The 21,093-nt window shown below is 37.7% G+C and carries 24 protein-coding genes and 1 pseudogene; 19 read left to right on the top strand and 6 right to left on the bottom strand.

Translation table 11 applies throughout. The annotated features are described in order from the left end of the window. Positions 1-21: 21 nt before the first annotated feature. Genes tsaB through tsaD form a run of 4 tightly spaced genes read left to right on the top strand, consistent with a single transcriptional unit; the run spans position 22 to position 2,857 of the window. On the top strand, positions 22-798 hold the full coding sequence (gene tsaB, locus ACQV2X_RS05170; protein WP_428873997.1) for a tRNA (adenosine(37)-N6)-threonylcarbamoyltransferase complex dimerization subunit type 1 TsaB: 777 nt from the start codon (positions 22-24) through the stop codon (positions 796-798). Next, positions 782-1,366, top strand: a complete 585-nt coding sequence (locus ACQV2X_RS05165; RefSeq protein WP_428873998.1) for a GNAT family N-acetyltransferase — start codon at positions 782-784, stop codon at positions 1,364-1,366. The genes tsaB and ACQV2X_RS05165 overlap by 17 nt, the downstream gene beginning before the upstream one ends. A 12-nt stretch (positions 1,367-1,378) precedes the next feature. Further along, on the top strand, positions 1,379-1,822 hold the full coding sequence (rimI, locus tag ACQV2X_RS05160; RefSeq protein WP_428873999.1) for a ribosomal protein S18-alanine N-acetyltransferase: 444 nt from the start codon (positions 1,379-1,381) through the stop codon (positions 1,820-1,822). A gap of 12 nt (positions 1,823-1,834) precedes the next feature. Next, entirely contained in the window at positions 1,835-2,857 is a 1,023-nt protein-coding gene (tsaD, locus tag ACQV2X_RS05155) for a tRNA (adenosine(37)-N6)-threonylcarbamoyltransferase complex transferase subunit TsaD (RefSeq protein WP_428874001.1), read from the top strand. 40 nt (positions 2,858-2,897) lie between these two features. Here tsaD and ACQV2X_RS05150 read toward each other — a convergent pair whose 3' ends face one another. Continuing rightward, the gene (locus ACQV2X_RS05150; RefSeq protein WP_428874002.1) at positions 2,898-4,868 is read right to left on the bottom strand and encodes an ABC-F family ATP-binding cassette domain-containing protein; all 1,971 of its coding nucleotides are present in this window, start codon (positions 4,866-4,868) and stop codon (positions 2,898-2,900) included. 214 nt (positions 4,869-5,082) lie between these two features. Here ACQV2X_RS05150 and ACQV2X_RS05145 point away from each other — a divergent pair, with 214 nt between their 5' ends. The 7 genes from ACQV2X_RS05145 (at position 5,083) to ACQV2X_RS05115 (ending at position 12,260) form a co-directional block, all read left to right on the top strand. After that, the gene (locus tag ACQV2X_RS05145) at positions 5,083-5,733 is read left to right on the top strand and encodes a redox-sensing transcriptional repressor Rex (RefSeq protein ID WP_428874003.1); all 651 of its coding nucleotides are present in this window, start codon (positions 5,083-5,085) and stop codon (positions 5,731-5,733) included. A gap of 175 nt (positions 5,734-5,908) precedes the next feature. After that, complete coding sequence (locus tag ACQV2X_RS05140) at positions 5,909-6,175, top strand: co-chaperone GroES (protein ID WP_428874005.1); 267 nt, start codon at positions 5,909-5,911, stop codon at positions 6,173-6,175. 51 nt (positions 6,176-6,226) lie between these two features. Beyond that, entirely contained in the window at positions 6,227-7,843 is a 1,617-nt protein-coding gene (gene groL, locus ACQV2X_RS05135) for a chaperonin GroEL (protein ID WP_428874006.1), read from the top strand. Positions 7,844-8,080: 237 nt separating this feature from the next. After that, positions 8,081-9,961 carry a polysaccharide biosynthesis protein gene (locus ACQV2X_RS05130; protein WP_428874007.1) on the top strand — a complete coding sequence of 627 codons (1,881 nt, stop codon included), beginning with the start codon at positions 8,081-8,083 and terminating at the stop codon, positions 9,959-9,961. Position 9,962: 1 nt separating this feature from the next. Next, positions 9,963-10,709, top strand: coding sequence for a YveK family protein (locus ACQV2X_RS05125; protein ID WP_428874008.1), 747 nt, complete (start codon positions 9,963-9,965; stop codon positions 10,707-10,709). A 1-nt stretch (position 10,710) separates the two neighbouring features. Then, the gene (locus tag ACQV2X_RS05120; protein WP_428874009.1) at positions 10,711-11,469 is read left to right on the top strand and encodes a CpsD/CapB family tyrosine-protein kinase; all 759 of its coding nucleotides are present in this window, start codon (positions 10,711-10,713) and stop codon (positions 11,467-11,469) included. A gap of 5 nt (positions 11,470-11,474) precedes the next feature. After that, complete coding sequence (locus ACQV2X_RS05115) at positions 11,475-12,260, top strand: tyrosine-protein phosphatase (RefSeq protein ID WP_428874010.1); 786 nt, start codon at positions 11,475-11,477, stop codon at positions 12,258-12,260. Positions 12,261-12,329: 69 nt separating this feature from the next. Here ACQV2X_RS05115 and ACQV2X_RS05110 read toward each other — a convergent pair whose 3' ends face one another. After that, positions 12,330-12,845 (bottom strand): hypothetical protein, encoded by a 516-nt coding sequence (locus tag ACQV2X_RS05110; RefSeq protein WP_428874012.1) that lies wholly within the window; start codon positions 12,843-12,845, stop codon positions 12,330-12,332. Positions 12,846-13,132: 287 nt separating this feature from the next. Here ACQV2X_RS05110 and ACQV2X_RS05105 point away from each other — a divergent pair, with 287 nt between their 5' ends. Continuing rightward, the gene (locus ACQV2X_RS05105; RefSeq protein WP_428874013.1) at positions 13,133-15,079 is read left to right on the top strand and encodes a LysM peptidoglycan-binding domain-containing protein; all 1,947 of its coding nucleotides are present in this window, start codon (positions 13,133-13,135) and stop codon (positions 15,077-15,079) included. Positions 15,080-15,152: 73 nt separating this feature from the next. On the opposite strand, the gene ACQV2X_RS05100 is transcribed toward ACQV2X_RS05105, so the two are convergent. The 3 genes from ACQV2X_RS05100 to ACQV2X_RS05090 form a co-directional block, all read right to left on the bottom strand. After that, positions 15,153-16,415 (bottom strand): NAD(P)/FAD-dependent oxidoreductase, encoded by a 1,263-nt coding sequence (locus ACQV2X_RS05100; RefSeq protein ID WP_428874014.1) that lies wholly within the window; start codon positions 16,413-16,415, stop codon positions 15,153-15,155. A 95-nt stretch (positions 16,416-16,510) separates the two neighbouring features. Continuing rightward, positions 16,511-17,074 carry a hypothetical protein gene (locus tag ACQV2X_RS05095; protein ID WP_428874016.1) on the bottom strand — a complete coding sequence of 188 codons (564 nt, stop codon included), beginning with the start codon at positions 17,072-17,074 and terminating at the stop codon, positions 16,511-16,513. A gap of 68 nt (positions 17,075-17,142) precedes the next feature. Beyond that, positions 17,143-17,673, bottom strand: a complete 531-nt coding sequence (locus ACQV2X_RS05090; protein ID WP_428874017.1) for a 3H domain-containing protein — start codon at positions 17,671-17,673, stop codon at positions 17,143-17,145. Between the two features lie 207 nt (positions 17,674-17,880). On the opposite strand from ACQV2X_RS05090, the gene rplM reads away from it, so the two are divergent. From rplM to ACQV2X_RS05055, 7 genes and pseudogenes are all read left to right on the top strand, one after another. Then, on the top strand, positions 17,881-18,324 hold the full coding sequence (gene rplM / locus ACQV2X_RS05085; RefSeq protein WP_428874018.1) for a 50S ribosomal protein L13: 444 nt from the start codon (positions 17,881-17,883) through the stop codon (positions 18,322-18,324). An 11-nt stretch (positions 18,325-18,335) separates the two neighbouring features. Continuing rightward, positions 18,336-18,728 (top strand): 30S ribosomal protein S9, encoded by a 393-nt coding sequence (rpsI, locus tag ACQV2X_RS05080; RefSeq protein ID WP_090289633.1) that lies wholly within the window; start codon positions 18,336-18,338, stop codon positions 18,726-18,728. 196 nt (positions 18,729-18,924) lie between these two features. After that, on the top strand, positions 18,925-19,278 hold the full coding sequence (locus tag ACQV2X_RS05075; RefSeq protein WP_428874019.1) for a DUF5684 domain-containing protein: 354 nt from the start codon (positions 18,925-18,927) through the stop codon (positions 19,276-19,278). A gap of 153 nt (positions 19,279-19,431) precedes the next feature. Next, positions 19,432-19,668, top strand: coding sequence for a hypothetical protein (locus ACQV2X_RS05070; protein ID WP_428874020.1), 237 nt, complete (start codon positions 19,432-19,434; stop codon positions 19,666-19,668). A gap of 2 nt (positions 19,669-19,670) precedes the next feature. Beyond that, positions 19,671-19,769, top strand: a pseudogene (locus ACQV2X_RS05065) (transposase); the annotation flags it as partial. Positions 19,770-19,837: 68 nt separating this feature from the next. Next, positions 19,838-20,170: a hypothetical protein gene (locus ACQV2X_RS05060; RefSeq protein WP_428874027.1), complete on the top strand. Its 333-nt coding sequence runs from the start codon at positions 19,838-19,840 to the stop codon at positions 20,168-20,170. After that, complete coding sequence (locus tag ACQV2X_RS05055) at positions 20,103-20,300, top strand: hypothetical protein (protein WP_428875144.1); 198 nt, start codon at positions 20,103-20,105, stop codon at positions 20,298-20,300. The genes ACQV2X_RS05060 and ACQV2X_RS05055 overlap by 68 nt, the downstream gene beginning before the upstream one ends. A gap of 302 nt (positions 20,301-20,602) precedes the next feature. Here the strand turns inward: ACQV2X_RS05055 and ACQV2X_RS05050 are convergent. Continuing rightward, a partial coding sequence (locus ACQV2X_RS05050; protein ID WP_428894292.1) for an IS30 family transposase occupies positions 20,603-21,093 on the bottom strand: 491 nt, incomplete at its 5' end.

The raw sequence follows: 21,093 nt of genomic DNA, 5'->3' as shown, positions 1-21,093 counted from the left end.
ATAGGTTGAAAGGAGACCATGATGAGAAGTTTAGCATTAGATACCTCATCCGATGTTTTATCTCTAGCTCTTTTTGAAGAGGATCAATTGATCATCGAAGTCAATTCGAATGTCTCCAAGCAACACGGGGCCTTCCTTCTACCCTTGGTGGAACAGCTATTACTTGCTGTTAAGTGGGAGAGGGAAACCATTGACCAAATTTGGTTAGGGAGAGGTCCTGGTTCATATACAGGCTTGAGGATTGGAGCAACAATGGCGAAGGTTTGGACTTCCACCAAAAAAAGTCATTTAGAGAGTTTTTCCAGTCTAGCGATTATGGCAGGTCAAGTGGCCGATGATGGTGGGAAAACTTGGATTATTCCTATTATGGATGCGCGAAGAGGGACAGCCTACACAGCGGCCTATCACTGGCAAGATGGTTTATTGAAAAATAAAATTAAAGATGATCATGTTGACTGGCAAGATTGGATTCAAGAGAAACTCTTGCCACAATTTAACGAGACAGACCTTAAGCAGTTAATATTCCTGAGTGCCCATGAAAATAATCTTACTAACTTTGTTAAAGAAAGCCTTTCTCAGCAAAGTATTCAGCATCGATTTGTAACAGGTCAATATGCTTGGCCAAAGGTTGGTAAAGTGCCTTACATTGAACGAAAGCATGTTGAAGATGTAGATATTTTTGAGCCTTTCTATGCACATTTGACTTTAGCAGAACAAGAATGGGCAGCCAAACAAACTAATCAAATCCAAGAAAAGAATGAAAGTTATGTTGAGCAAACTAATGAAACGAGTATTTAATCCTTTTAAAGAGAAAACTAAAGTAAGACATAAAGCAATGACTCAAATTAGCCCTTATATTGATTCTTTAGCGCTAATAAGGCAAAAAAAACAAAAAAACATCCAATGCAGAGTAAGATTAGCCAAAAAGACTGACTTACAAGCTTTAGTGCAGTTAGAGCAAAAAGGTTACGCAGGTTATATTGCTTGGGATTTATCTGATTTTGAAAGGGATTGGCATAAAAATCCACAGATTTTATACTTAGTTATTGAAGCAAAAGACTTAGCAACTGATAAGTCAAAAATTATTGGAATGATTACGGGTAGGTGTTTAATTAATAATACCCATATTAGCCAATTAGTCATTGATCCTGAGTGGCAATCACACGGTTTGGGTTCTTATTTATTAAAGATTTGGCTTCAAATCAGTCGTGAATTGGATAGAAAGTCGGTAACTTTAGAAGTAAGAGAAAGCAATACGCATGCCCAAAAAATCTATTATCAACAAGGCTTTGTCCTTGAGAACAAAAAACCTTTCTACTATGAAGATAATGGCGAAACGGCTCTCTTTCTCCGCTGTCATTTGTAAGGAGATAAAGAAATGATGCTTAAAGAAATCGCAAAAGCAGATAAAGAACCTGCTTTACTTCAGCAAATCTTAGCCATTGCTCAAAGTTTTAATTGGTCAGCGGATGCCACCATTCAAGAATGGCAGAGTCCTTATGCTAGATTATGGATTTGGACCGACGCCCAAGAGTTAGTGGCTTGTTGTGGCGGACAAGTCCTTTTTGAAGAAGCAAGCATACATTATTTTTGGGTTGGTCCTCTATACAGAGGCAAAGGGAGGGGAAAAGCTTTTTTAAGAGCTCTTCTAGATCAATTTCAAGAAAATAAAGTAGAAAAAGTTAACTTGGAAGTTCGAGTCAGTAATCAGGTGGCTATTGCCGTATATCAAGCAGTGGGATTTAAGATAATTGATGAACGGCCTAACTATTATCATGATCCGGTTGAAGATGGCTGGGTTATGCAGTTAACATTTGAGTAGGAGGAATAGCCAATGCAAGAAGAAAATTTAATATTAGCCATTGAATCGTCTTGTGATGAGACGAGTGTAGCCTTGATAGAAAATGGCTGTCATATTAAAGCGAATATTGTTGCCTCCCAGGTAAAGAGTCATATGCGATTTGGCGGTGTTGTCCCTGAGGTAGCTAGTCGTCACCATGTCGAACAAATCAGTCAAGTTTTGAAGTTAGCATTAGAAGAAGCCCAACTAGAATCGATTGATCAGGTAGATGCGATCGCAGTGACCCAAGGTCCTGGGCTAGTTGGCCCTCTATTAATTGGAGTTACTGCAGCTAAGACATTGTCCTATTTATATAAAAAGCCTTTAATTGCTGTCAACCATTTAGCTGGACATATTTATGCCAGCCGCTTTATTAAAAACTTAGAGTTTCCATTAATGGCTTTAATTGTCAGTGGTGGACATACTGAGTTGGTGGTTATGAAGTCGGCGAATAATTATCAAGTCATTGGTGAAACGCAAGATGATGCGGTAGGAGAGGCTTATGATAAGGTAGGCCGCTTGCTAGACTTACCTTATCCAGCAGGTAAGTATCTTGATCAAATGGCTAAAGAAGGAAACCCAGAAATTTATTCAATCCCTCGTGCCATGTTAAATGAGAATAACTTAGATTTTTCATTTTCAGGTATGAAGAGTGCGGTGATGAACCTGGTTCACAACGCTAACCAAAGAGGAGAAAGCATCCAGCCAGTTGATTTAGCAGCGAGTTTTCAACGTGCCTGTGTGGATGTTTTAACGGGAAAAGTTAGCAAGGCTTTGGAAAATCGTCCAGAGATTAAGCAATTTGTTTTAGCCGGCGGAGTAGCCGCCAATAGTGAATTGAGAGCAAGCATACAAAGCCTGTTTGAAGCTCACTACCCTAATGTAGAACTTTTAATTCCACCTTTAGCATTATGCGGAGATAATGCAGCCATGATTGGAGCAGCTGCCTATCCAAAGTTATTAAAGGAAGAATATACGGATTTAGCAGCCAATGCCAGACCAGGTATGACTCTATAAAGAACACACACACTGAAATTTTCAGTGTGTGTTTTTAAATTTATTTTAAATCGGGGTATTTTTCAAGATAGTCTTCAATAGCCAGACTGTATTCTTCCCATTGTGTAACTAACTGATTACTAGTTTCTTGCTTTTCTTTTATTTTCTGATCAATAGCAATTAATGCTTGATGATCGTTAGCATTTGCTGCTTCGAGCATCATTTCTTTATCTTTTTCGATCATTTCTTCAAGAGCTTCGTTATCAGTCCAAGCTTCGTCTGCTAATTTCTGTAGTCTTCTTAGTTCACTTTTTATTTTTTTATTTTCTTCATAAGACAGCTGACCAGCAGAGATAAGTTCTTCTTTTTGCCCATTCTTATTTTCCTCAGCTGCTTCAAAGGCTTCAAATTCTTCTTTTTTAGCTAAATAGTAATCATAATCGCCAAGATAAAGCTGGCTCTTGTCAGCAGCTATTTCTAAAACATGAGTAGCAATCCGATTAATAAAGTAACGATCATGAGAAACAAATAGCAGCGTTCCGTTAAAGTTAATGAGTGCTTCTTCTAAGACTTCTTTCGAATCAATATCTAAGTGGTTGGTTGGCTCATCCAACAATAGGGTATTATCGTGATCAGCCGCTAAAAGAGCTAAGGCTAAACGAGCTTTTTCACCACCACTGAGCAGACTGACTTTCTTTTCCACCGTTTCTCCACTAAAAAGAAAAGAGCCTAAAATGGAACGGATTTTCCACTCATCTGTTGTATCATGAGCACGCCAAAGGGTCTCGAGTACGGTAACGTCGCCAGACAGATGGTTGACGTTTTGGTCGTAGTAGCCAATTTGGACATTGGTTCCCTTCTTAATTGTACCATCGATAACTGGAAGATAGCCTAAAAGAGTTTTTAGAAGAGTTGTTTTCCCAATTCCATTAGGACCAACAATAGCGATAGCATTTTGCTTGGTCAGGTCAAGGTTGATGTTTTGACAAAGAACATCTGTAGGAGAATAACCAATACTCAAATTTTCTGCCTGAATAACTTTTTCACCCGATTCTTTGGCAATTGAAAATTGAATACGAGGAGCCTTAGCATCTTGTTTAGGTGCTTCAATGCGGTCCATCTTTTCTAACTGTTTGCGTCGGCTTTGGGCTCTTTTAGTAGTGGAAGCACGGGCAATGTTTTTTTGGACAAATTCTTCTAAACGATTAATCTCAGCTTGCTGTTTGAGATATTGTTTTTGAGCGTGTTCCATGCGAGCTGCTTTTTCTTGGACATAAAAAGAATAATTACCTTGATAATGATGTAGATGGTGGTCGCGAATTTCATAGATTTGAGTTGCGACTTTATCTAAAAAATAGCGATCGTGAGAAACGATTAAAAGTGCGCCTTGATAGGTGGTTAAAAACTTTTCTAACCAGCTTAAAGTCTGCATGTCTAAATGGTTGGTAGGCTCATCCAGAATTAATAAGTCATAGTCTTGTAATAAGAGTCTGGCTAAGGCGATACGAGTCTTTTGGCCTCCAGATAGACTTTGAATGGGTTGATCATAATCCTCCGGATAAAAACCAAACCCATGAAGAACAGTTCGAATAGTAGATTCGATTTGATAGACATTTTTTGCTTGTAATTCCATTTGAATTTGATCATATTGGGCCAAGGTCTCTTGATATAAAATAGATTGAGTATCACCTTGATCAGCTAGATTCGCTAGTTTGTCAGCAATTTCTTGGGCTTGGTCTCTCATAACTAATTTTTTAGAAAAAAGAGACAGCATTTCATCCCAAACAGTTAAAAGAGAATCTACTGCTATATGTTGTTCTAAGTAACCGATGTTTAGCTTTTTAGCACGACTAAATTGACCATCATTGATGGGTTCATCACCAATGATTTGTTTAATTAGAGTTGACTTACCCGTTCCATTACGTCCGACCAATGCAATTCGGTCACGTTCTTGAATCGAAAAGTTAACGTCTTCGTATAAAGTCACATCGGCAAAACGACGACTGATATTGTTTGCTTGTAGTAAAATCACGGGCCATCCCCCTTTGTTCAATCTCTCCCATTATAGCACGCTTATTAAACTCTCACTAGTTTCGATTCAACTGGCTTTTTAAAAAGTTTGTGAATTTTTTTTAAAAAAGACTCTCTACTGATTGGCATTATCTTCGTTTGATGATATACTAGACTTATCAAATTGTGAGAAAACACACAAACAAGTGAAAGTTAGGATGAACGGAGGAAGTAGAATGGTGAAAGAAATCCCACGAGCGACGGCCAAGCGTTTGCCAATTTATCATCGTTATTTGCGATACTTATACAATGCTGGTAAGACGCGCATTTCATCAACCGAACTCAGTGATGCTGTTAAAGTTGACAGTGCGACCATTCGGCGTGATTTTTCTTATTTTGGAGCCCTTGGGAAAAGAGGCTATGGTTATGATGTGGAATATTTGCTTCAGTTTTTTGGGAAGACACTCAATCAAGATCGTCTAACAACCACTGCCTTGATCGGAGTTGGATCATTAGGGAATGCCTTATTAAACTATAACTTTAGAAAATCTAATAATGTCAGAATTGGTGCCGGTTTTGATGTCAATCCTGATTTGATTGGAACTGTCCATTCGGGCATTCCTATCTATTCGATTGATGAGTTAGAAGAGCAATTAGAAATCCAAGCAATCGATGTGGCTATCTTAACTGTTCCTCAAGAATATGCAGACGAAATAATGGAACGATTAATAGCTGCTGGTATAAAGGGAGTTTTGAACTTTACCCCATTACGTTTTGAAGTACCTGAAAGTGTTCGCGTACAAAATGTTGATTTAACCAATGAACTGCAGACCTTGATTTATTTCATTAACCAAGAAGAAATTGCTGATCAGTTAGCAAGAGAATAGAAAATGATTGGACTTCTTACTATTTATAGTGAGAAGTTTTTTTATGGTTTTAGGAAAAAATAATGAGATTTTTATATCTATTTCTTGCTTTTTAATCAAAGATGGTCTAATATATTAATTGTGATTAGCACTTATATCAACAGAGTGCTAAATAATAAAATTTGGAGGGATTTTCATGTTGAAACCTTTAGCAAAACGTATTGTTCTAAAACCAAAGGAAGTCGAAGAAACAACAGCAAGCGGCTTTGTGTTACCTAGCTCTGCTCAAGAAAAACAACAAATTGGTGAAGTAGTATCGGTTGGTCCTGAAATAGAATCAGAAGACGGAATTAAAGTTGGCGATCAAGTTATCTATAAATCTTATTCAGCGACCGAGATTGAAGACCAAGGTGAAAAATTTATTATTATCGAATTAAAAGAAGCTTTAGCAATTATTGAATAAAAGATATTTAATAAAGAACTCAATAGAAAAAGATATAAAGGAGCGGTATAAATGGCAAAAGAATTGAAATTCTCAGAAGACGCACGTGCAGCTTTATTGCGCGGGGTAGACTTATTAGCAGATACGGTTAAAACAACAATGGGCCCTAAGGGACGTAACGTTGTCTTAGATAAGACTTACGGTTCTCCACTTATTACAAACGACGGGGTAACCATTGCGCGTGAAATAGAATTGGAAGACCGTTATGAAAATATGGGTGCTCAATTAGTGCAAGAAGTAGCTTCAAAAACCAATGATATAGCTGGAGACGGAACAACGACTGCCACTGTTTTAACTCAAGCAATTGCACGTGAAGGAATGAAGAACGTTACAGCAGGTGCTAACCCAGTTGGTATTCGTCGTGGAATTGATAAAGCAACTAAGACAGCTGTAGCAGCTTTAAAAGAATTATCACAACCTGTATCTTCTAAAGAAGCGATTGCACAAGTAGCAGCCGTATCATCAGGAGACCAAAAGGTTGGCGAATTGATTGCTGATGCTATGGAAAAAGTCGGCAACGATGGTGTAATCACTATTGAAGATTCTCAAACCATTGAGACTGAATTATCAGTTGTAGAAGGTATGCAATTCGATCGTGGTTACTTATCACAATATATGGTAACCGATAATGAAAAAATGATTTCAGATTTAGAAAATCCATATATCTTAATTACAGACCGCAAGATTTCTAACATTCAAGATGCGCTTCCAGTATTAGAAGCAGTAATGCAATCTGGCCGTCCGTTATTGATTATTGCTGAAGATGTTGAAGGGGAAGCTTTACCAACTTTAGTTTTAAATAAATTACGCGGAACTTTAAATGTAGCTGCAGTTAAAGCACCAGGATTTGGAGACCGTCGTAAAGCGATGTTAGAAGATGTTGCGATTCTTACTGGAGCTACTGTAATTTCTGAAGAATTAGGCTTTGAATTAAAAGATGCAACCATCGACCACTTAGGTTCAGCTGGAAAAGTGACTGTGACTAAAGATGACACAACGATTGTTGAAGGTGCTGGTTCATCCGAAGCTATTAAAGAACGTGTAGCTTTAATTCGTCACCAAGCAGAAGAAACTACTTCAAGCTATGACAAAGAAAAATTACAAGAACGTTTAGCCAAATTAGCTGGTGGTGTAGCAGTCATTAAAGTCGGAGCAGCAACTGAAACCGAACAAAAAGAAGTTAAATTACGTATTGAAGATGCATTAAATGCCACTCGCGCTGCTGTTGAAGAGGGAATCGTAGCGGGTGGAGGAGCAGCTTACTTAATCATTAAAGATCAAGTAGCTGCCACAGAAACAGAAACTGATGATGAAGCAACTGGGGTGAAGATTGTGGTTCGTGCTTTAGAAGAACCTGTTCGTCAAATTGCTGAAAATGCAGGTCGTGAAGGCTCAGTGATCGTCAATAAAATTATTTCTTCAAAAGAAGGAACAGGCTATAATGCAACAACGGATCAGTTTGAAGATATGATTCAATCTGGTATTGTTGATCCAACTAAGGTAACTCGTTCAGCCTTACAAAATGCTGCATCAGTAGCAGCTTTATTATTAACAACTGAAGCTGTCGTAGCTGAAATTCCTAAAGACGAACCTGAAATGCCTGCCCAACCAGGTATGGGTATGATGTAAGTCAATTAAATAAATTGATTAGGCAAACGATTTAAGGTGGTTTTAACCTTAAATCGTTTGCTTTTTTTATTTTCCTGACTATAATTAGATAGTTTTAATGAAATTTGTCCTTAAACACATTGAAAGTGCCTAATAATATCGGTAAAATGATAGAGATAATATGGCTATCAAAATTAGGACGTACTAGAGAAAGATAATGTTCTATATAGCTAATAGATTATAGTGAGGAATGAAAGCATGTTAAGAAACCAAGAGACGTTATCACTTCGTTTCGTTCAATGGGTAGAAAACCTACCTTTTGCCCACAAACGATTGATATGGGCAGTCAGTGACCTTTTAGCTTTTTGTCTAGCAACAATTGTTGCTTTAGTCATTTTTTTAGGTATATTCAAAGTCCCAATGCAGTTTTATGTGGGACATTTATTATTGTCCTTTGGTTTATATTATGCAGTCTCTAAACATTTTAAAGTCGATTCACGTATAAAGCGCTATGCGACTATGGTCGACTTTTCGCTTTTATTTTTAATTGTTATTTTTGCCAATTTAGTTTCTGGGTTGATTTTATCTATAGTGCTTAAATGGCTTTCTTTTCGCTATTTAATTATAGTAGCAGGTCTAGCAGGAGTTGCAATCAGTGCTTTACGAATATTATGGCAATATATTTATCACACTAAAAACAGAGTCACTAATATCGATAACAAAAATAGAGAAAATATTGTATTAATTGGAGCAGGAGACGGTGGATCACTTTTTATGAATGCTTACCAACGTCATCCAAGAAACGAAAAAGTGGTTGCTATCCTAGATGAAGACCACTCTAAAATTGGTATGAACATAGGAGGCGTCGAGGTAGTAGGGGGCTTAGAACAACTTACGGAATTAACTAAGCAGTACAATATCGTAAAAGCTGTCATTGCTATTCCTTCCCTGAAACCAGAAAAATATGAAGAGATACTTCGTTATTGTAACGAATTAGGTGTGCGCGTCTATAATATGCCAAAAGTTGAAGACGTTTTATTAGGAATCCATCAACCAAAAGAATCCATGCGTGAAATTAAGATTTCAGACCTTTTGGGCCGTCAGGAAATCGAACTAGACGAAATTGCTATGAGAAAGGAATTAGAAGGGAAAACCATTCTAATAACGGGAGCAGGAGGGTCTATCGGATCTGAAATAACCCGTCAAATTTCTAAACATAATCCAGCAAAAGTTATTTTATTAGGGCATGGGGAGAATTCTATCTATCTTATCTATCATGAAATGATTAAAACTTATAACGAACGTATGATTCAATATATTCCGGTTATTGCGGATATCCAAGACTATGACCGTCTATTAGAAATATTTAAAGAATATCAACCTGATATTATCTATCACGCGGCTGCTCACAAACACGTACCTTTAATGGAAGCTAACCCGGTCGAAGCTTATAAAAATAATATTTTGGGCACATACAATGTCGCACGAGCTGTCGATCAAGCTAGAGTGTCTAAAATGGTAATGATATCTACGGATAAAGCGGTCAATCCCCCTAATATTATGGGAGCGACTAAACGAGTAGCTGAGTTAATTATCACTGGCATGAACAAGCAGTCAGCATCCCTTTATTGTGCAGTTCGTTTTGGAAATGTACTGGGCAGTCGAGGCAGTGTTGTTCCTGCTTTTAAAAAGCAAATAGCCGCTGGAGGTCCTGTGTTAGTTACAGATTTTAGAATGATTCGCTATTTTATGACTATTCCAGAAGCCAGCCAATTAGTTGTTTTTGCTGGAACTTTTGCCCAAGATGGTGAAGTTTTTATCCTTGACATGGGGGAACCTGTTAAAATTCTTGATTTAGCCAAGAAAATGATTCTCCTTTCCGGGCATACAGTTGAAGAAATCGGTATTCGAGAGTCAGGTATTCGACCAGGTGAGAAGCTTTATGAAGAATTATTGACCGGATCAGAACTTGTTGAAAATCAATTAAATGATCAAATATTTGTTGGAAAAGTTGTACCAATTCCACTACAAGAGACTTTGGAATTTGTAGAAAGTTTGAAAGAGGCGGTTCATCAGCCTAAAATTATGAAAGAAAAGATAATAAAATTTGCTAATGATAGCACACAATACGGAGGTTAACATGCAACAAGAAGAAATTAGCTTAAAAGATTTATGGAAATTATTTACTAAGCATGCTTTTAAAATATTTAGTTTAATTCTCTTAGGGATCATTTTGGCGATTGCTTTTATGATTTTATTTGTAACACCTAATTACCGCTCAACGGCTCAGCTTTTAGTGAATCAATCAGAAGATCGAATGGGACAATCGCCTATCCAATACAGTGAATTACAAGCTAACTCACAGTTGATTAATACTTACCGCGATATTATCACGGGTGACAGTGTTCTTAATCGAGTGAGCGATGATGCCAATAAGGCTTATTCGGTAGGAGATTTAAAAGATGCTATTACGGTGGAACAATCACCAAACTCACAAGCTTTTTATGTTTCCGTTCAGCTTGAGTCTCCTCAAGCTGCTCAAAATGTTCTTTATAATGTGATTACAGTTTTTGAAGAAACAGTCAGCGATATTTATGGGGGAGAAGATACCAACATTTTTATTCTTTCTCCAGCTTCTTTTAACCCAAACCGAGTTTCTCCTAGTTTGCCAATTTATTCAATTATTGGGGCCCTAATGGGTCTGGCGATTGCCATCTTAATTATTTTATTATCCGAAATTTCTGACACAACCGTCAAAGATGATGAATTTATGGCAAGTCTAGGAATGAATGATTTAGGACATATTTATCAACTTTCAAATAAAGAAATGAAAAGTTCTCGTATAGCAAGTAGTAAATCACAAAAACGGACTAGAAAGAAGGTTTAGCATGTTTAATACTCGAAAGAAAAAAGAAAGCAAATTATTAAAAGATCAAGAATTTGGAACCTCTTTAATTACTTATACATCTCCTCAATCTATTAATGCGGAGCAATTTCGTGCCATCCGTACGAATATTGAATTTGCTCAAGTCGATCGGAAGCTTAAGAGTTTACTAATTTCTTCTTGTATTCCGGCTGAAGGCAAGTCGACCGTTTCAGCAAACTTAGCGGTTGTTATGGCTCAAACAGAGAAAAAGGTTTTGATTGTTGATGCGGATATGCGTAAGCCAACCCTTCATCGAACTTTTAGAATCGATAATAAAGAAGGACTGTCAACCTTAATTGCCAATCCTGAGGTCAAATTTAATCAGGTAGTTCAACATAATCCCGAAACAGGTCTTTACTTATTGCCGTGTGGACCTATTCCGCCGAACCCTTCAGAATTACTCGGTTCAGCTCGTATGACATCCATTATGCATGAGTTGAATCAATATTTTGATTTGATAATCTATGATACGCCACCTATTACTGCTGTGGCTGATCCACAAATTTTAGCAACACGTGTGGATGGTATTTTGATGGTATTACGTTATGGCTATGTTCGTCGTGAGGAAGTACGCCAAGCGAAAGAAATCTTAGATAATGTCAATGCGAATATTTTAGGATATGTTATGAATGGTGTTCCGCGTGAAGAAGGATCAGGCTATTATTCATATTATGGTTATGGTTACGGTCATGATTCCGAAAAAGATAGCAAGGGTGAGTAATAAAAATGATTGTTGATTTACATTCACATCTTATACCCGGAGTAGACGATGGGGCGCAAACGCTAGAAGATTCTATTTACCTAGCTAAAATGGGTCAAGAAGAAGGGGTCCAACATATTGTTTTAACCCCCCACCATCGTAATGGTCAATTTATTAATCATAAAGAGGATGTTATAAAATTTACGGACAAATTATCTGCTGATTACGAAAGAGCTGGCCTACAAGTTAAAGTGTATCCCGGTCAAGAAATACGCTTAACCAAGCAATTTATGGAAGATTATTATAATGGTGATTTATTATCTCTAGATGGATCGGATAAATATTATTTGATTGAATTTCCAACTGCTAAAGTCCCAGAATTTGCGCCTAAAATGCTATTGCAGTTAATTGATATGGGAATAACACCTTTAATTGCGCATCCAGAAAGAAATCATCAATTAGCTGAAAATTATGAGGATTTATATGACTTAATTCAGATGGGATGTTTATCACAAATCACTTCTTCTTCTTATGTGGGCTTATATGGTGAAAAATTTCAAAAAACAGCAAGAGAAATGCTTGAACTTAATTTAGCACATGTTATTGCTTCTGACGTCCACCATGTGGATTTTCGACCATTTAATATGAAGGCTGCATTTAATCAACTAGAACAAGATTTTGGTCAGGCAAAGGTCGACTACTTCTTACAAAATGCTCGGGATATCTTTAACGGAGATCCCATTCATAAGTTAGAAGCTAAACACTCAAAATCAATAAGAAAAAAGAAAAAAAGATTCTTTGGACTCTTTTAAAAAACTTGATTGTCGTTTAGTAGCGACAATCAAGTTTTTTTATTTTCTAACTAAAAAGTTTATGCCTATTTATAGGCTGAAATCTACAAAGCGATTAAAAGAGTAGATAGAAGGAGGGTTATGAGGGCGATTGCTATTAAAAGATAAAGCTTGGTATCGAATGGATAAGGGATAGATAAAAGATAAGTTACGATCAGTATTTAATTGATAGTAGAAGAAGCCGTATTTGATAACCGTTTGTCGATTAGTATGATCTTCGAGTGTATTAAAATAGGAGCAATAGCGTAAATTGAGCCAAAGAAGGCTATCTAAACAACTATTAAAAGGTATGAAGAGGTGTTGGTCTTGGAGTATATTGTGTGAAATTTGTTCTAAGGATTGGTTGGAGTACCAAAAATCTCCGTTGCTATCAATGATTAGAGTATTAACATTGATATGGGCTGAACTTAAGTCGCATAAGAGTATGGGGATAATTGAATAATGAGATGGGAGGTAATGAGCTTTACTTAGCGCTTGATGAAGAAATGCAAAATAATGACGATGACACGGAGCAACTTTAATACTTATCTTAAAATTTAACGACAAGAATATCACCACCAAAAAATATTTATCAAACAAGTTGAAAATACCATATAGTAATTCTTATTTCAATAGAAAGGCGAACCAAAATAGCCACTTATATAAAATTTTATATAGCATAAGGATTCATATAAAAAATAATAAATTGAATAGATAATCTTACTGTCGTGTTAATAATTAATGACAAAAGTATGAATCTAAAATGATTTCCGCTAGAATAACTTTGCCTGCTTATTGGGTCATGTTATACTATAGTTACTAAACAAAACTATTAAAAAAGGGGGTTCTCATAGATGAAGAAAACAATTCAACAGCTGATCAATAAATCGGCTATTTGCTTGTCTGTTATCACTTTAATGGGCTTGACTCAAGCATCAGCCAATACCACCCATGTGGTCGAAAAAGGCGATACGATTTATAGCATAGCTCGTAAATATGGTTTGTCTGAACAAGACTTAATGGCTTTAAATGGCTTATCAAGTACAACTATCGATATAGGTGCTCAATTGATTGTGAGTATGGATGGAGGAGACAAAAGTAGTAATCAAGAGGAGGCAGGTTATTATGTCGTAAAAAAAGGGGATACCCTCTATTCCATTGCAAATAAATTCGGTTTATCCGTCGATCAATTACGATCTTTTAATGGTCTCACAGGTAACTATATAGATGTAGGTGATCGTTTAGCTTTAAATGGTTCAAATACAACAGATCAACCAAGTCAGCCACCGGTAGTGAAAGAAGATCCAGCCACTTATGTGGTTCAAAAAGGCGACAGTCTTTATAAAATTGCTAATGCCTACGGCTTAACGGTTAGTCAGTTAAAGGCTATGAACGGGCTGTCCTCCGACTTTATTGATGTAGGGGACTTATTAGCAGTAGCTGATGGAGGAACTACTTCTGTAACACCTGGGGGATCTAATCAAGGATCCAACAATCAAGGTTCGTATGTTGTTAATAAAGGCGATAGCCTTTATACCATTGCTTTAAGATATGGTGTGACTGTTAATCAGTTAGTGGCATGGAACGGCTTAGTTTCAGATTTAATCTATCCGGGAGATAAACTAGCAGTAACATCTAACGGATCAACTGATCTTACAAATCCCAACCGTCCAAGTCAACCGTCTTACTCATCCAATGCTTACACGGTTGTGGCGGGGGACAACTTTGATACTATTGCTCAAGCCTATGGTATGACTGGCCGTCAACTGATGGCTTTTAATGGTCGAACAGATACCATGATCTACCCTGGTGAAGTGATTTATTTACCAAGCTCAGGCTCCAATTATGTACCAAGTCAAACTAACACAACTTCTAATAACTCAACAGGTAATCAATTAACCACCACGCCAGATACATCCAGTGATTCTCAACCACAAAGCGATGGGCTAGGTATTAATAATGAAAAACCAAAGACTCTTAAAAAGGAGCCGCGCGAAGTGAATATTCGCAAACCTAAAACTTTACAAAAAGATGAAGATAAACTCACTGATCCGAGAACCAAGGCGCTAGATCCTGAAAGTATTGACTTGCCGACTCATGAAGTGACTGAAGGGGAAAAATTGGCTGATATTGCAAAGGCTAATGACATTAATGAAAATGATTTACGCCAATGGAACGGCCTCTTAAATGATGCGATTGAAGTAGGAGATATTCTTTACTTGAAGGATCCAAGCCAAGCGATTACAGTCTTTAAACAAGCTCGCCCATTAGAAGAAATTTATCCAATTAAGCATACTTTAATGGAAGACGAAAGAATTCAAGACTTATTAGAGGTTTACCCAGTAACAGAAGCTCAAATTATTGAATGGAGCGAATTAGAAGAAGGTAAAGAAATTGAGCAAGGAACAGAATTAACCCTTTCCCATCCTGAAAAGGCACCGAGTATTTATAAGGTGACTGAAGAAGATTCCTTAGAAAGTATAGCGAATCAATTCGAAGTTTCGGTTGAAGCGCTTCGTGAATGGAACGGTTTACTTGACAACGTGGTCTATATTGGTGAAGAAATTGCTGTCACTAATCCATGGGTAGACTACCATCAAGTAGCTCCTGGCGAGACACTCGAAGTTTTAGCAGACAAGTATGAAGTAAGTATTGACCAATTGAGACAGTGGAACGATTTACCAGCTGAATCAATGGTTGTAAATGGCGTGTTAATTGTATCGAATCCGAAAGCTTTTGAATTAGAAGATGAAGATAAGGATAGCGACGCTGAGAGAACTGAAGAAACAAGTGCTGAATAAAAATAGATAAAGACAAAAAACATCGCAAGCCTTGGCTGCGATGTTTTTTATTGCAATGAAAAATATAAACTCTTTACGAAGAAAGACTGAACCAAGCCGCGTGTTGTCCAGAAACAGCACCTGTTGCAAAAGCAGCTGTAATGTTATAGCCACCTGTATATCCATTAATGTCAATGATTTCACCACAGAAATAGAGGCCTTTCATTAATTTAGACGCCATGGTTTGAGGGGTGATTTCTTTTAAGTTAACCCCTCCACCCGTTACAAAACCTTTTTCAAGTGGTTGACTGCCATAAACAGTGAGTGGAAAAGCTTTGACTCGTTTCCACAGCGCTTCTTGAATAGAATGGTTGACTTGCTTATAAGCTGACTTTTCTTGGATTCCTACTTGTTTTTGAATCAAGCCATTTAGTTTGTCAGGTAACCATTGGCGCAGAATGTTATCAACTTGCTTTTCTCTTTGTTCTTCTGCCAGTTTCTTGAGCTCTTCATATGAAATATATGGGATAAGATCAATGGTTAGATTCGCAATTTTTTCTTGGCTTTCTTTAAGGTATAAATTGACATGGCCGGAGCATCTTAAAATAGCTGGTCCTGAATAACCAAAGTGGGTAAAAATCATATCCATTTGATGGGAAACAATTGTTTTCCCTTTTTTATCTAGTACTTTGACATTAACGTCCCTCAATGAAATACCTTGTAATGACTTGTCTTGAATAAAGGAATCGTTGGATAATAAGGGGACTTCAGTGGCATAAAAATCCGTCAAACTGTGACCAGCGTCTTTGGCCCACCGATAGCCATCTCCCGTCGAACCGGTGCGAGGATAGGCCTTGCCGCCTGAGGCCAAGATGACAGCTTTGGCAGTATATGTCGCTTTGCTGGTTTGAACACCTCTAACAGAAGCTGTTTCCTGATTATAAAGAACTTCTTCAACAGGTTCACCAGCAATTACTTCAATGGCATAATGTCTCATCTCATTAATTAAACAGTCGCGAATGGTGCGAGCAGAGTTCGAAATGGGAAACATCCGCCCATGATCTTCTTCTTTTAAGCGAACACCTCGTGTTTGAAAAAAATCGATTATATCTTGTGAATCAAATTGTTCTAATACAGAATAAAGAAACTTACCATTACCTGGAATATGGTCAATGAATACTTCACGAGGTGAACGATTGGTGACATTACAGCGGCCTCCTCCGGTAAGAATTAATTTGCGTCCTAATTTATAATTTTTTTCAAGTAACAGCACACGCGCGCCATTCATGCCAGCGTGGATTGCTGCCATCATTCCGCTAGTGCCTCCACCAATAACAATAACATCAGGGCGATTCATCATTTTCCTCCTCGCTAGGCATTTGTTTTGATTGTATCATAGGAAAAAAATAAAAGGCAAAGTGTTTCCACTTGCCTTTTAGTATATAGAATTTACTATACCATTGGATAGACAGGAATTTTAGCTCGTGTTGCTAATTGTTTAGCGAAATAATCACTTAAGAAATAATCAACCATGCCGTGGATAAGAGTTCCTCCACCCACTAGAACAATTAAAACATATAAGAAGTTTTCACTGGCTTGGCTAAAACCTACTTGGGTGATCACATAGACGACGAATACTTCAGCAACTGCATGAATTAAGTTGATGATGAAAGAAAACGTCCATTTATTGCGACTTGTTGCTAACCATTGCGGTTTTTGTTGAAGCATTTTAGCGCCAACAAAAGCAAATACAACGTGCGAAGCAGCTCTTGCAACAATAATCATAGGAAAGCCAGCTAATTGAAATCCCAGACTAGTACCTAAACTTACTAAAACAGCTGTAAAAGGCGAAATAAACATGGCCATAAAAATTGCCACATGACTAGCCAAAGTATAAGAAGCAGGAGGAATCACAATTTTAAGTGGCATAACCATTGGTATGATAATACCAATTGCTGTGAGTAAGCTAGCGAACGTCAATTGGCGTGTTTTAGATAAGCGAGTAGTTTGAGACATAAGAACCTCCAAAAAATTTACTATAAAAGCAGTTTAACAACAATCTATAATGGTGTCAAGACACCTATCTACACATAGAGGATTTTTTCTTGTGACAAAGCATTTTCGATTAGCTTAAATTCTTTTAGACTAGGCACCTGTATGGTATGTGAATGAATACCATCCGTTAAGGATGCTAACATTTCACCTTCATAAGTTGCCATACGTTCTAGAAAGGCTTCAAGATCAGCTTGCGAATGAATATGAAGGGCAGCAGACAATAAACCATAAACCGGATGCTCTATTTGCACATCAAGCACTTTACCCTGATAGGCTAATATTGTTTCTAACTCTAGCCGCATTTGACTATCATCATGACGACAAACAATCACCCCCGTATACCCCTTAGTAGCAGTATTGTTAATCGGGGAAGAAGGAATTAAATATCCCTGATTAGTGGCTAAAATTTCTACTTTATGATGGGCACGTAATAAAGCAATATCTCCAACAATTACCTGACGACTGACTTGATAACGACTAGCTAACTCATTGGCCGTTATCGCTTCGCTTTGTTCTTTTAAGAATGCTAAAATGGCTTGGCGTCTTTCTTGAGCTTTCATAAATTTCACTTCCTTTGAAATGATTATACCATGAAGGCAAATGACTGTTGATCGAAAGCAAAATAAATTTGAAGCAGTGTGAGAAAATCGCTTGACATTAGGGGTTAATAAGGAATATAATAGTTGACGGTATTGTTTACCCCACACATGAGCCCCGGAAACTCATCGTAACCGTAAACAACTAGACAAATATTGGAGGAAAACAACGTGCGTCAAACATATATGGCTAAAAAGAACGAAGTTGAACGCAACTGGGTATTATTAGATGCCACAGATATCCCATTGGGACGCCTTTCAACTGTTGTTGCATCAATCTTACGCGGAAAAAATAAACCCACCTATACCCCACACGTGGATACAGGTGACTTTGTAATCGTAATTAATGCTGAAAAAATTGCCTTAACTGGTAAAAAAGCAACAGACAAGAAATATTATAATTACTCAGGACATCCTGGTGGAATGCGTGTCACTACAGCAGGTGAAATGCGCGACAAGAAACCTACACGCTTAATCGAACGTTCAGTAAAAGGAATGTTACCAGACAACCGTTTAGGTCGCAAACAATTCACTAAACTTTTTGTCTATGAAGGTTCAGAGCATAACCATGCCGCTCAACAACCTAAAAAATTAGACATCAATACATTAATATAAGGAGGGATTAAATGGCTACAGTACAATACTTAGGAACAGGTCGTCGTAAAAACTCATCAGCACGCGTACGCTTAGTACCAGGAACTGGTGAATTCACTGTGAATGGTAAGCCTTTGGAAGAATACATTCCATTTGCTCACTTACACGAAGTAATCAACCAACCATTCAACGCTACTGAAACTTTAGGATCTTATGATGTTATTGTGAACGTAAAAGGTGGAGGCTTCTCTGGTCAATCAGGTGCCATTCGTCACGGAATCGCACGTGCATTATTAAACGTCGATCCAGACTTCCGTCCTGCATTAAAATCAGCTGGACTTCTAACACGTGACCCTCGTATGGTAGAACGTAAAAAACCAGGTCTTAAGAAAGCTCGTAAAGCTTCTCAATTCTCAAAACGTTAGGACAGTCGTTGCGAACTTGTTCCCTTACGAATGTGCTATGGGACGGAGATTCCGCAGGAATCGAGTACCAATCATTATTACAGCAGATATTCAAGACACTTTCCTTTATTGGAAGGTGTTTTTTGTTTTTAAATTTTATTTGTTATTTTTAATTTTATATAGTATACTTAAAAAATATAAGAAGGAGAGTGAGTAAATGGGAAATATGTCAGACGGTTTTTCAAGTATACTATACATGGTATTTGTAATTATTTTTATTGTAGGTATGTGGAAACTTTTTGAAAAGGCTGGTGAAGCTGGGTGGAAGTCACTGATCCCTATTTATCAACTATATATTCAATTTAAAATTGTATACGGTAATGGATGGAAAGTGTTATGGCTATTAGTTCCGCTAGCAAATATCTATTTTATCATCATGTTTTGTTTAGACTTAGCAAAAGTGTTTGGAAAGGGTGTTGGATATGGTCTCGGGCTTCTTTTCGGATTCCCACTTTTTTCAGTAATTTTAGGCTTTGATGATTCAGAATATTTGGGACCAAAACGTAAATAAATGATGCACCTATTTTTATTATATGAATATCATTTATACTTAAACATCTTCCGTTAGGGAGATATCAGTATGTAGATAAAACCCTCTAGATCACAGCTTATAGTGATTTAGAGGGCTTTTTTATGTATAATAAAAAGAAAATGGGTGATTTCCATGATGTCAGTTAATGCCGATAGTAAAACATTTGAAGCACGTAATCAGATCGCTTTTCATGCCCTTGAAGAACTCGTTCTTGAAGACCATCTTCTGAGAAAAATTGATCGCCCTATAAATTTTTCATTCAACTATGCTTTAGTAGAAGATGTCTATTGTTTGGATAGTGGACGTCCAAGTTTTAATCCGATTACGCTTATCAAAATCTCATCATTCAACATCTCTAAGGTATTCTAAGCATGCGCCAAACCATTCAAAAAATTCAAGTGAATGTTGCTTATCGCTGGTTCTTAGGATTATCTCTCACGGATTCAGTGCCCCATTTTTCAACCTTTGGAAAGAATTACAAGTGGCGTTTTGAAGGAACAAGTATCGCCCAACAGATTTTTAGCCAGATACTCACGCAGTGTTTGGAGGCAGGAGCAGTCGATACCCAAGCAGTTTTTATGGATGTACTCACGTCAAAGCTTGTGCGAATGGCCGGAAATATACCAACGAAGAAGTGCCGGTACAAGCCAAATGGTTGGCAGATGAAATGCTGGAAGCTGTTCAAGCAGATCGGATGATTCATAGAAAAAAGTCGCTAAAAAACACAAAAAAGGAGACCTTAACAAAGTCCCAAACAATCAGTCCCAATGATCCGGAGGTAGGGTGGTTTCATAAAGGGGATCATGGCCAAGTTTTTGCCTATACTATTCAAACAGCTTGCGATCGCAAGGGGATGGGTATTAGCTTATAGTGTCCATTCAGGAAATACCTACGATACATTGGCTTTCCCCTTCTTATTTGAAAAAATCCCTTCTTTTAATCCGACTTATTTAATAGCAGATGCAGGGTACACAACGCCTATCAATGCACATTTTCTATAAAAATATGAAAATACACTGGTGTTCCTTATACGCGACCAAGACGCAAACTAAAAATAGAGATGTTGCTTATGACGCGTACTATAATTGTTATTTAGATATAAATTGCAAATACAACTTAGCCACCTAGTACAAAGGAGTCCTCGCCCATGAGAAGTGTGAGTTCAATGATCCGTGTAGTTGTTTAATCTTTCTGTGAGGGTTTGATAAGGAGCTGAGCCATGGTAGCCTGATGGGCTGAGCGGTTTATCTGGCGTTTATGCTAGGAAACCATGGCGAAGGAGGCTCCTTGTCAAGCCCTCACGTCAAGCTGTTTTCTGTTCATTCTTCCACGCCTTAACAAACACTTCGTGAGCCGTGGCGTAACCTAATAGCTTCCGTGGCCTATCATTCATCCATTGTTGAATGCGATCAATATCTACCTGTGTATACCTAGCTAAAGACTCCCCTTTTGGTATATAGCGTCGAACGAGACGGTGTTGGTTTTCACTGGTGCCACGCTCCCAAGATGAGTAAGGGTGAGCGAAGTAGACCTCAGCTACAGAGGAGACGGCTTTTGTGAGTGAGCTGAATTCTGAACCGTTATTACTTGTAAAAGTCTTAAAAAGTCGCTCAGCTTCCTCTCCTAGGGAGTTTATGAGTTGAGTGATCGCTTGATAAACGACCTGACTTGTCTGATTCTTAATCAAAATAAGCCACTCAAAGCGTGAGTGTCGTTCAACCAACGTCAATAAGGCAGGGTCCTCTTCACCATGCGGACCTACCACAGTATCGATTTCCCAGTGTCCCCATTCCT

The sequence above is a fragment of the Facklamia sp. P12945 genome, from assembly GCF_050409485.1.
Lineage (GTDB): Bacteria > Bacillota > Bacilli > Lactobacillales > Aerococcaceae > Facklamia.
Note: the sequence above shows the minus strand (reverse complement) of the source record. Positions and strands in the feature narration are given on the sequence as shown.

Bases quoted from the DNA above. Each gene is read 5' to 3' on its own strand.
- ACQV2X_RS05055 (WP_428875144.1), top strand. From the start codon at position 20,103: ATGGCCAAGTTTTTGCCTATACTATTCAAACAGCTTGCGATCGCAAGG.
- ACQV2X_RS05100 (WP_428874014.1), bottom strand. From the start codon at position 16,415: ATGAATCGCCCTGATGTTATTGTTATTGGTGGAGGCACTAGCGGAATG.
- ACQV2X_RS05165 (WP_428873998.1), top strand. From the start codon at position 782: ATGAAACGAGTATTTAATCCTTTTAAAGAGAAAACTAAAGTAAGACAT.
- ACQV2X_RS05105 (WP_428874013.1), top strand. From the start codon at position 13,133: ATGAAGAAAACAATTCAACAGCTGATCAATAAATCGGCTATTTGCTTG.
- ACQV2X_RS05125 (WP_428874008.1), top strand. From the start codon at position 9,963: ATGCAACAAGAAGAAATTAGCTTAAAAGATTTATGGAAATTATTTACT.
- tsaB (WP_428873997.1), top strand. From the start codon at position 22: ATGAGAAGTTTAGCATTAGATACCTCATCCGATGTTTTATCTCTAGCT.
- tsaD (WP_428874001.1), top strand. From the start codon at position 1,835: ATGCAAGAAGAAAATTTAATATTAGCCATTGAATCGTCTTGTGATGAG.
- ACQV2X_RS05115 (WP_428874010.1), top strand. From the start codon at position 11,475: ATGATTGTTGATTTACATTCACATCTTATACCCGGAGTAGACGATGGG.
- ACQV2X_RS05075 (WP_428874019.1), top strand. From the start codon at position 18,925: ATGGGAAATATGTCAGACGGTTTTTCAAGTATACTATACATGGTATTT.
- ACQV2X_RS05145 (WP_428874003.1), top strand. From the start codon at position 5,083: ATGGTGAAAGAAATCCCACGAGCGACGGCCAAGCGTTTGCCAATTTAT.
- ACQV2X_RS05140 (WP_428874005.1), top strand. From the start codon at position 5,909: ATGTTGAAACCTTTAGCAAAACGTATTGTTCTAAAACCAAAGGAAGTC.
- ACQV2X_RS05090 (WP_428874017.1), bottom strand. From the start codon at position 17,673: ATGAAAGCTCAAGAAAGACGCCAAGCCATTTTAGCATTCTTAAAAGAA.
- rimI (WP_428873999.1), top strand. From the start codon at position 1,379: ATGATGCTTAAAGAAATCGCAAAAGCAGATAAAGAACCTGCTTTACTT.
- ACQV2X_RS05070 (WP_428874020.1), top strand. From the start codon at position 19,432: ATGATGTCAGTTAATGCCGATAGTAAAACATTTGAAGCACGTAATCAG.
- rpsI (WP_090289633.1), top strand. From the start codon at position 18,336: ATGGCTACAGTACAATACTTAGGAACAGGTCGTCGTAAAAACTCATCA.
- ACQV2X_RS05095 (WP_428874016.1), bottom strand. From the start codon at position 17,074: ATGTCTCAAACTACTCGCTTATCTAAAACACGCCAATTGACGTTCGCT.
- ACQV2X_RS05120 (WP_428874009.1), top strand. From the start codon at position 10,711: ATGTTTAATACTCGAAAGAAAAAAGAAAGCAAATTATTAAAAGATCAA.
- groL (WP_428874006.1), top strand. From the start codon at position 6,227: ATGGCAAAAGAATTGAAATTCTCAGAAGACGCACGTGCAGCTTTATTG.
- ACQV2X_RS05130 (WP_428874007.1), top strand. From the start codon at position 8,081: ATGTTAAGAAACCAAGAGACGTTATCACTTCGTTTCGTTCAATGGGTA.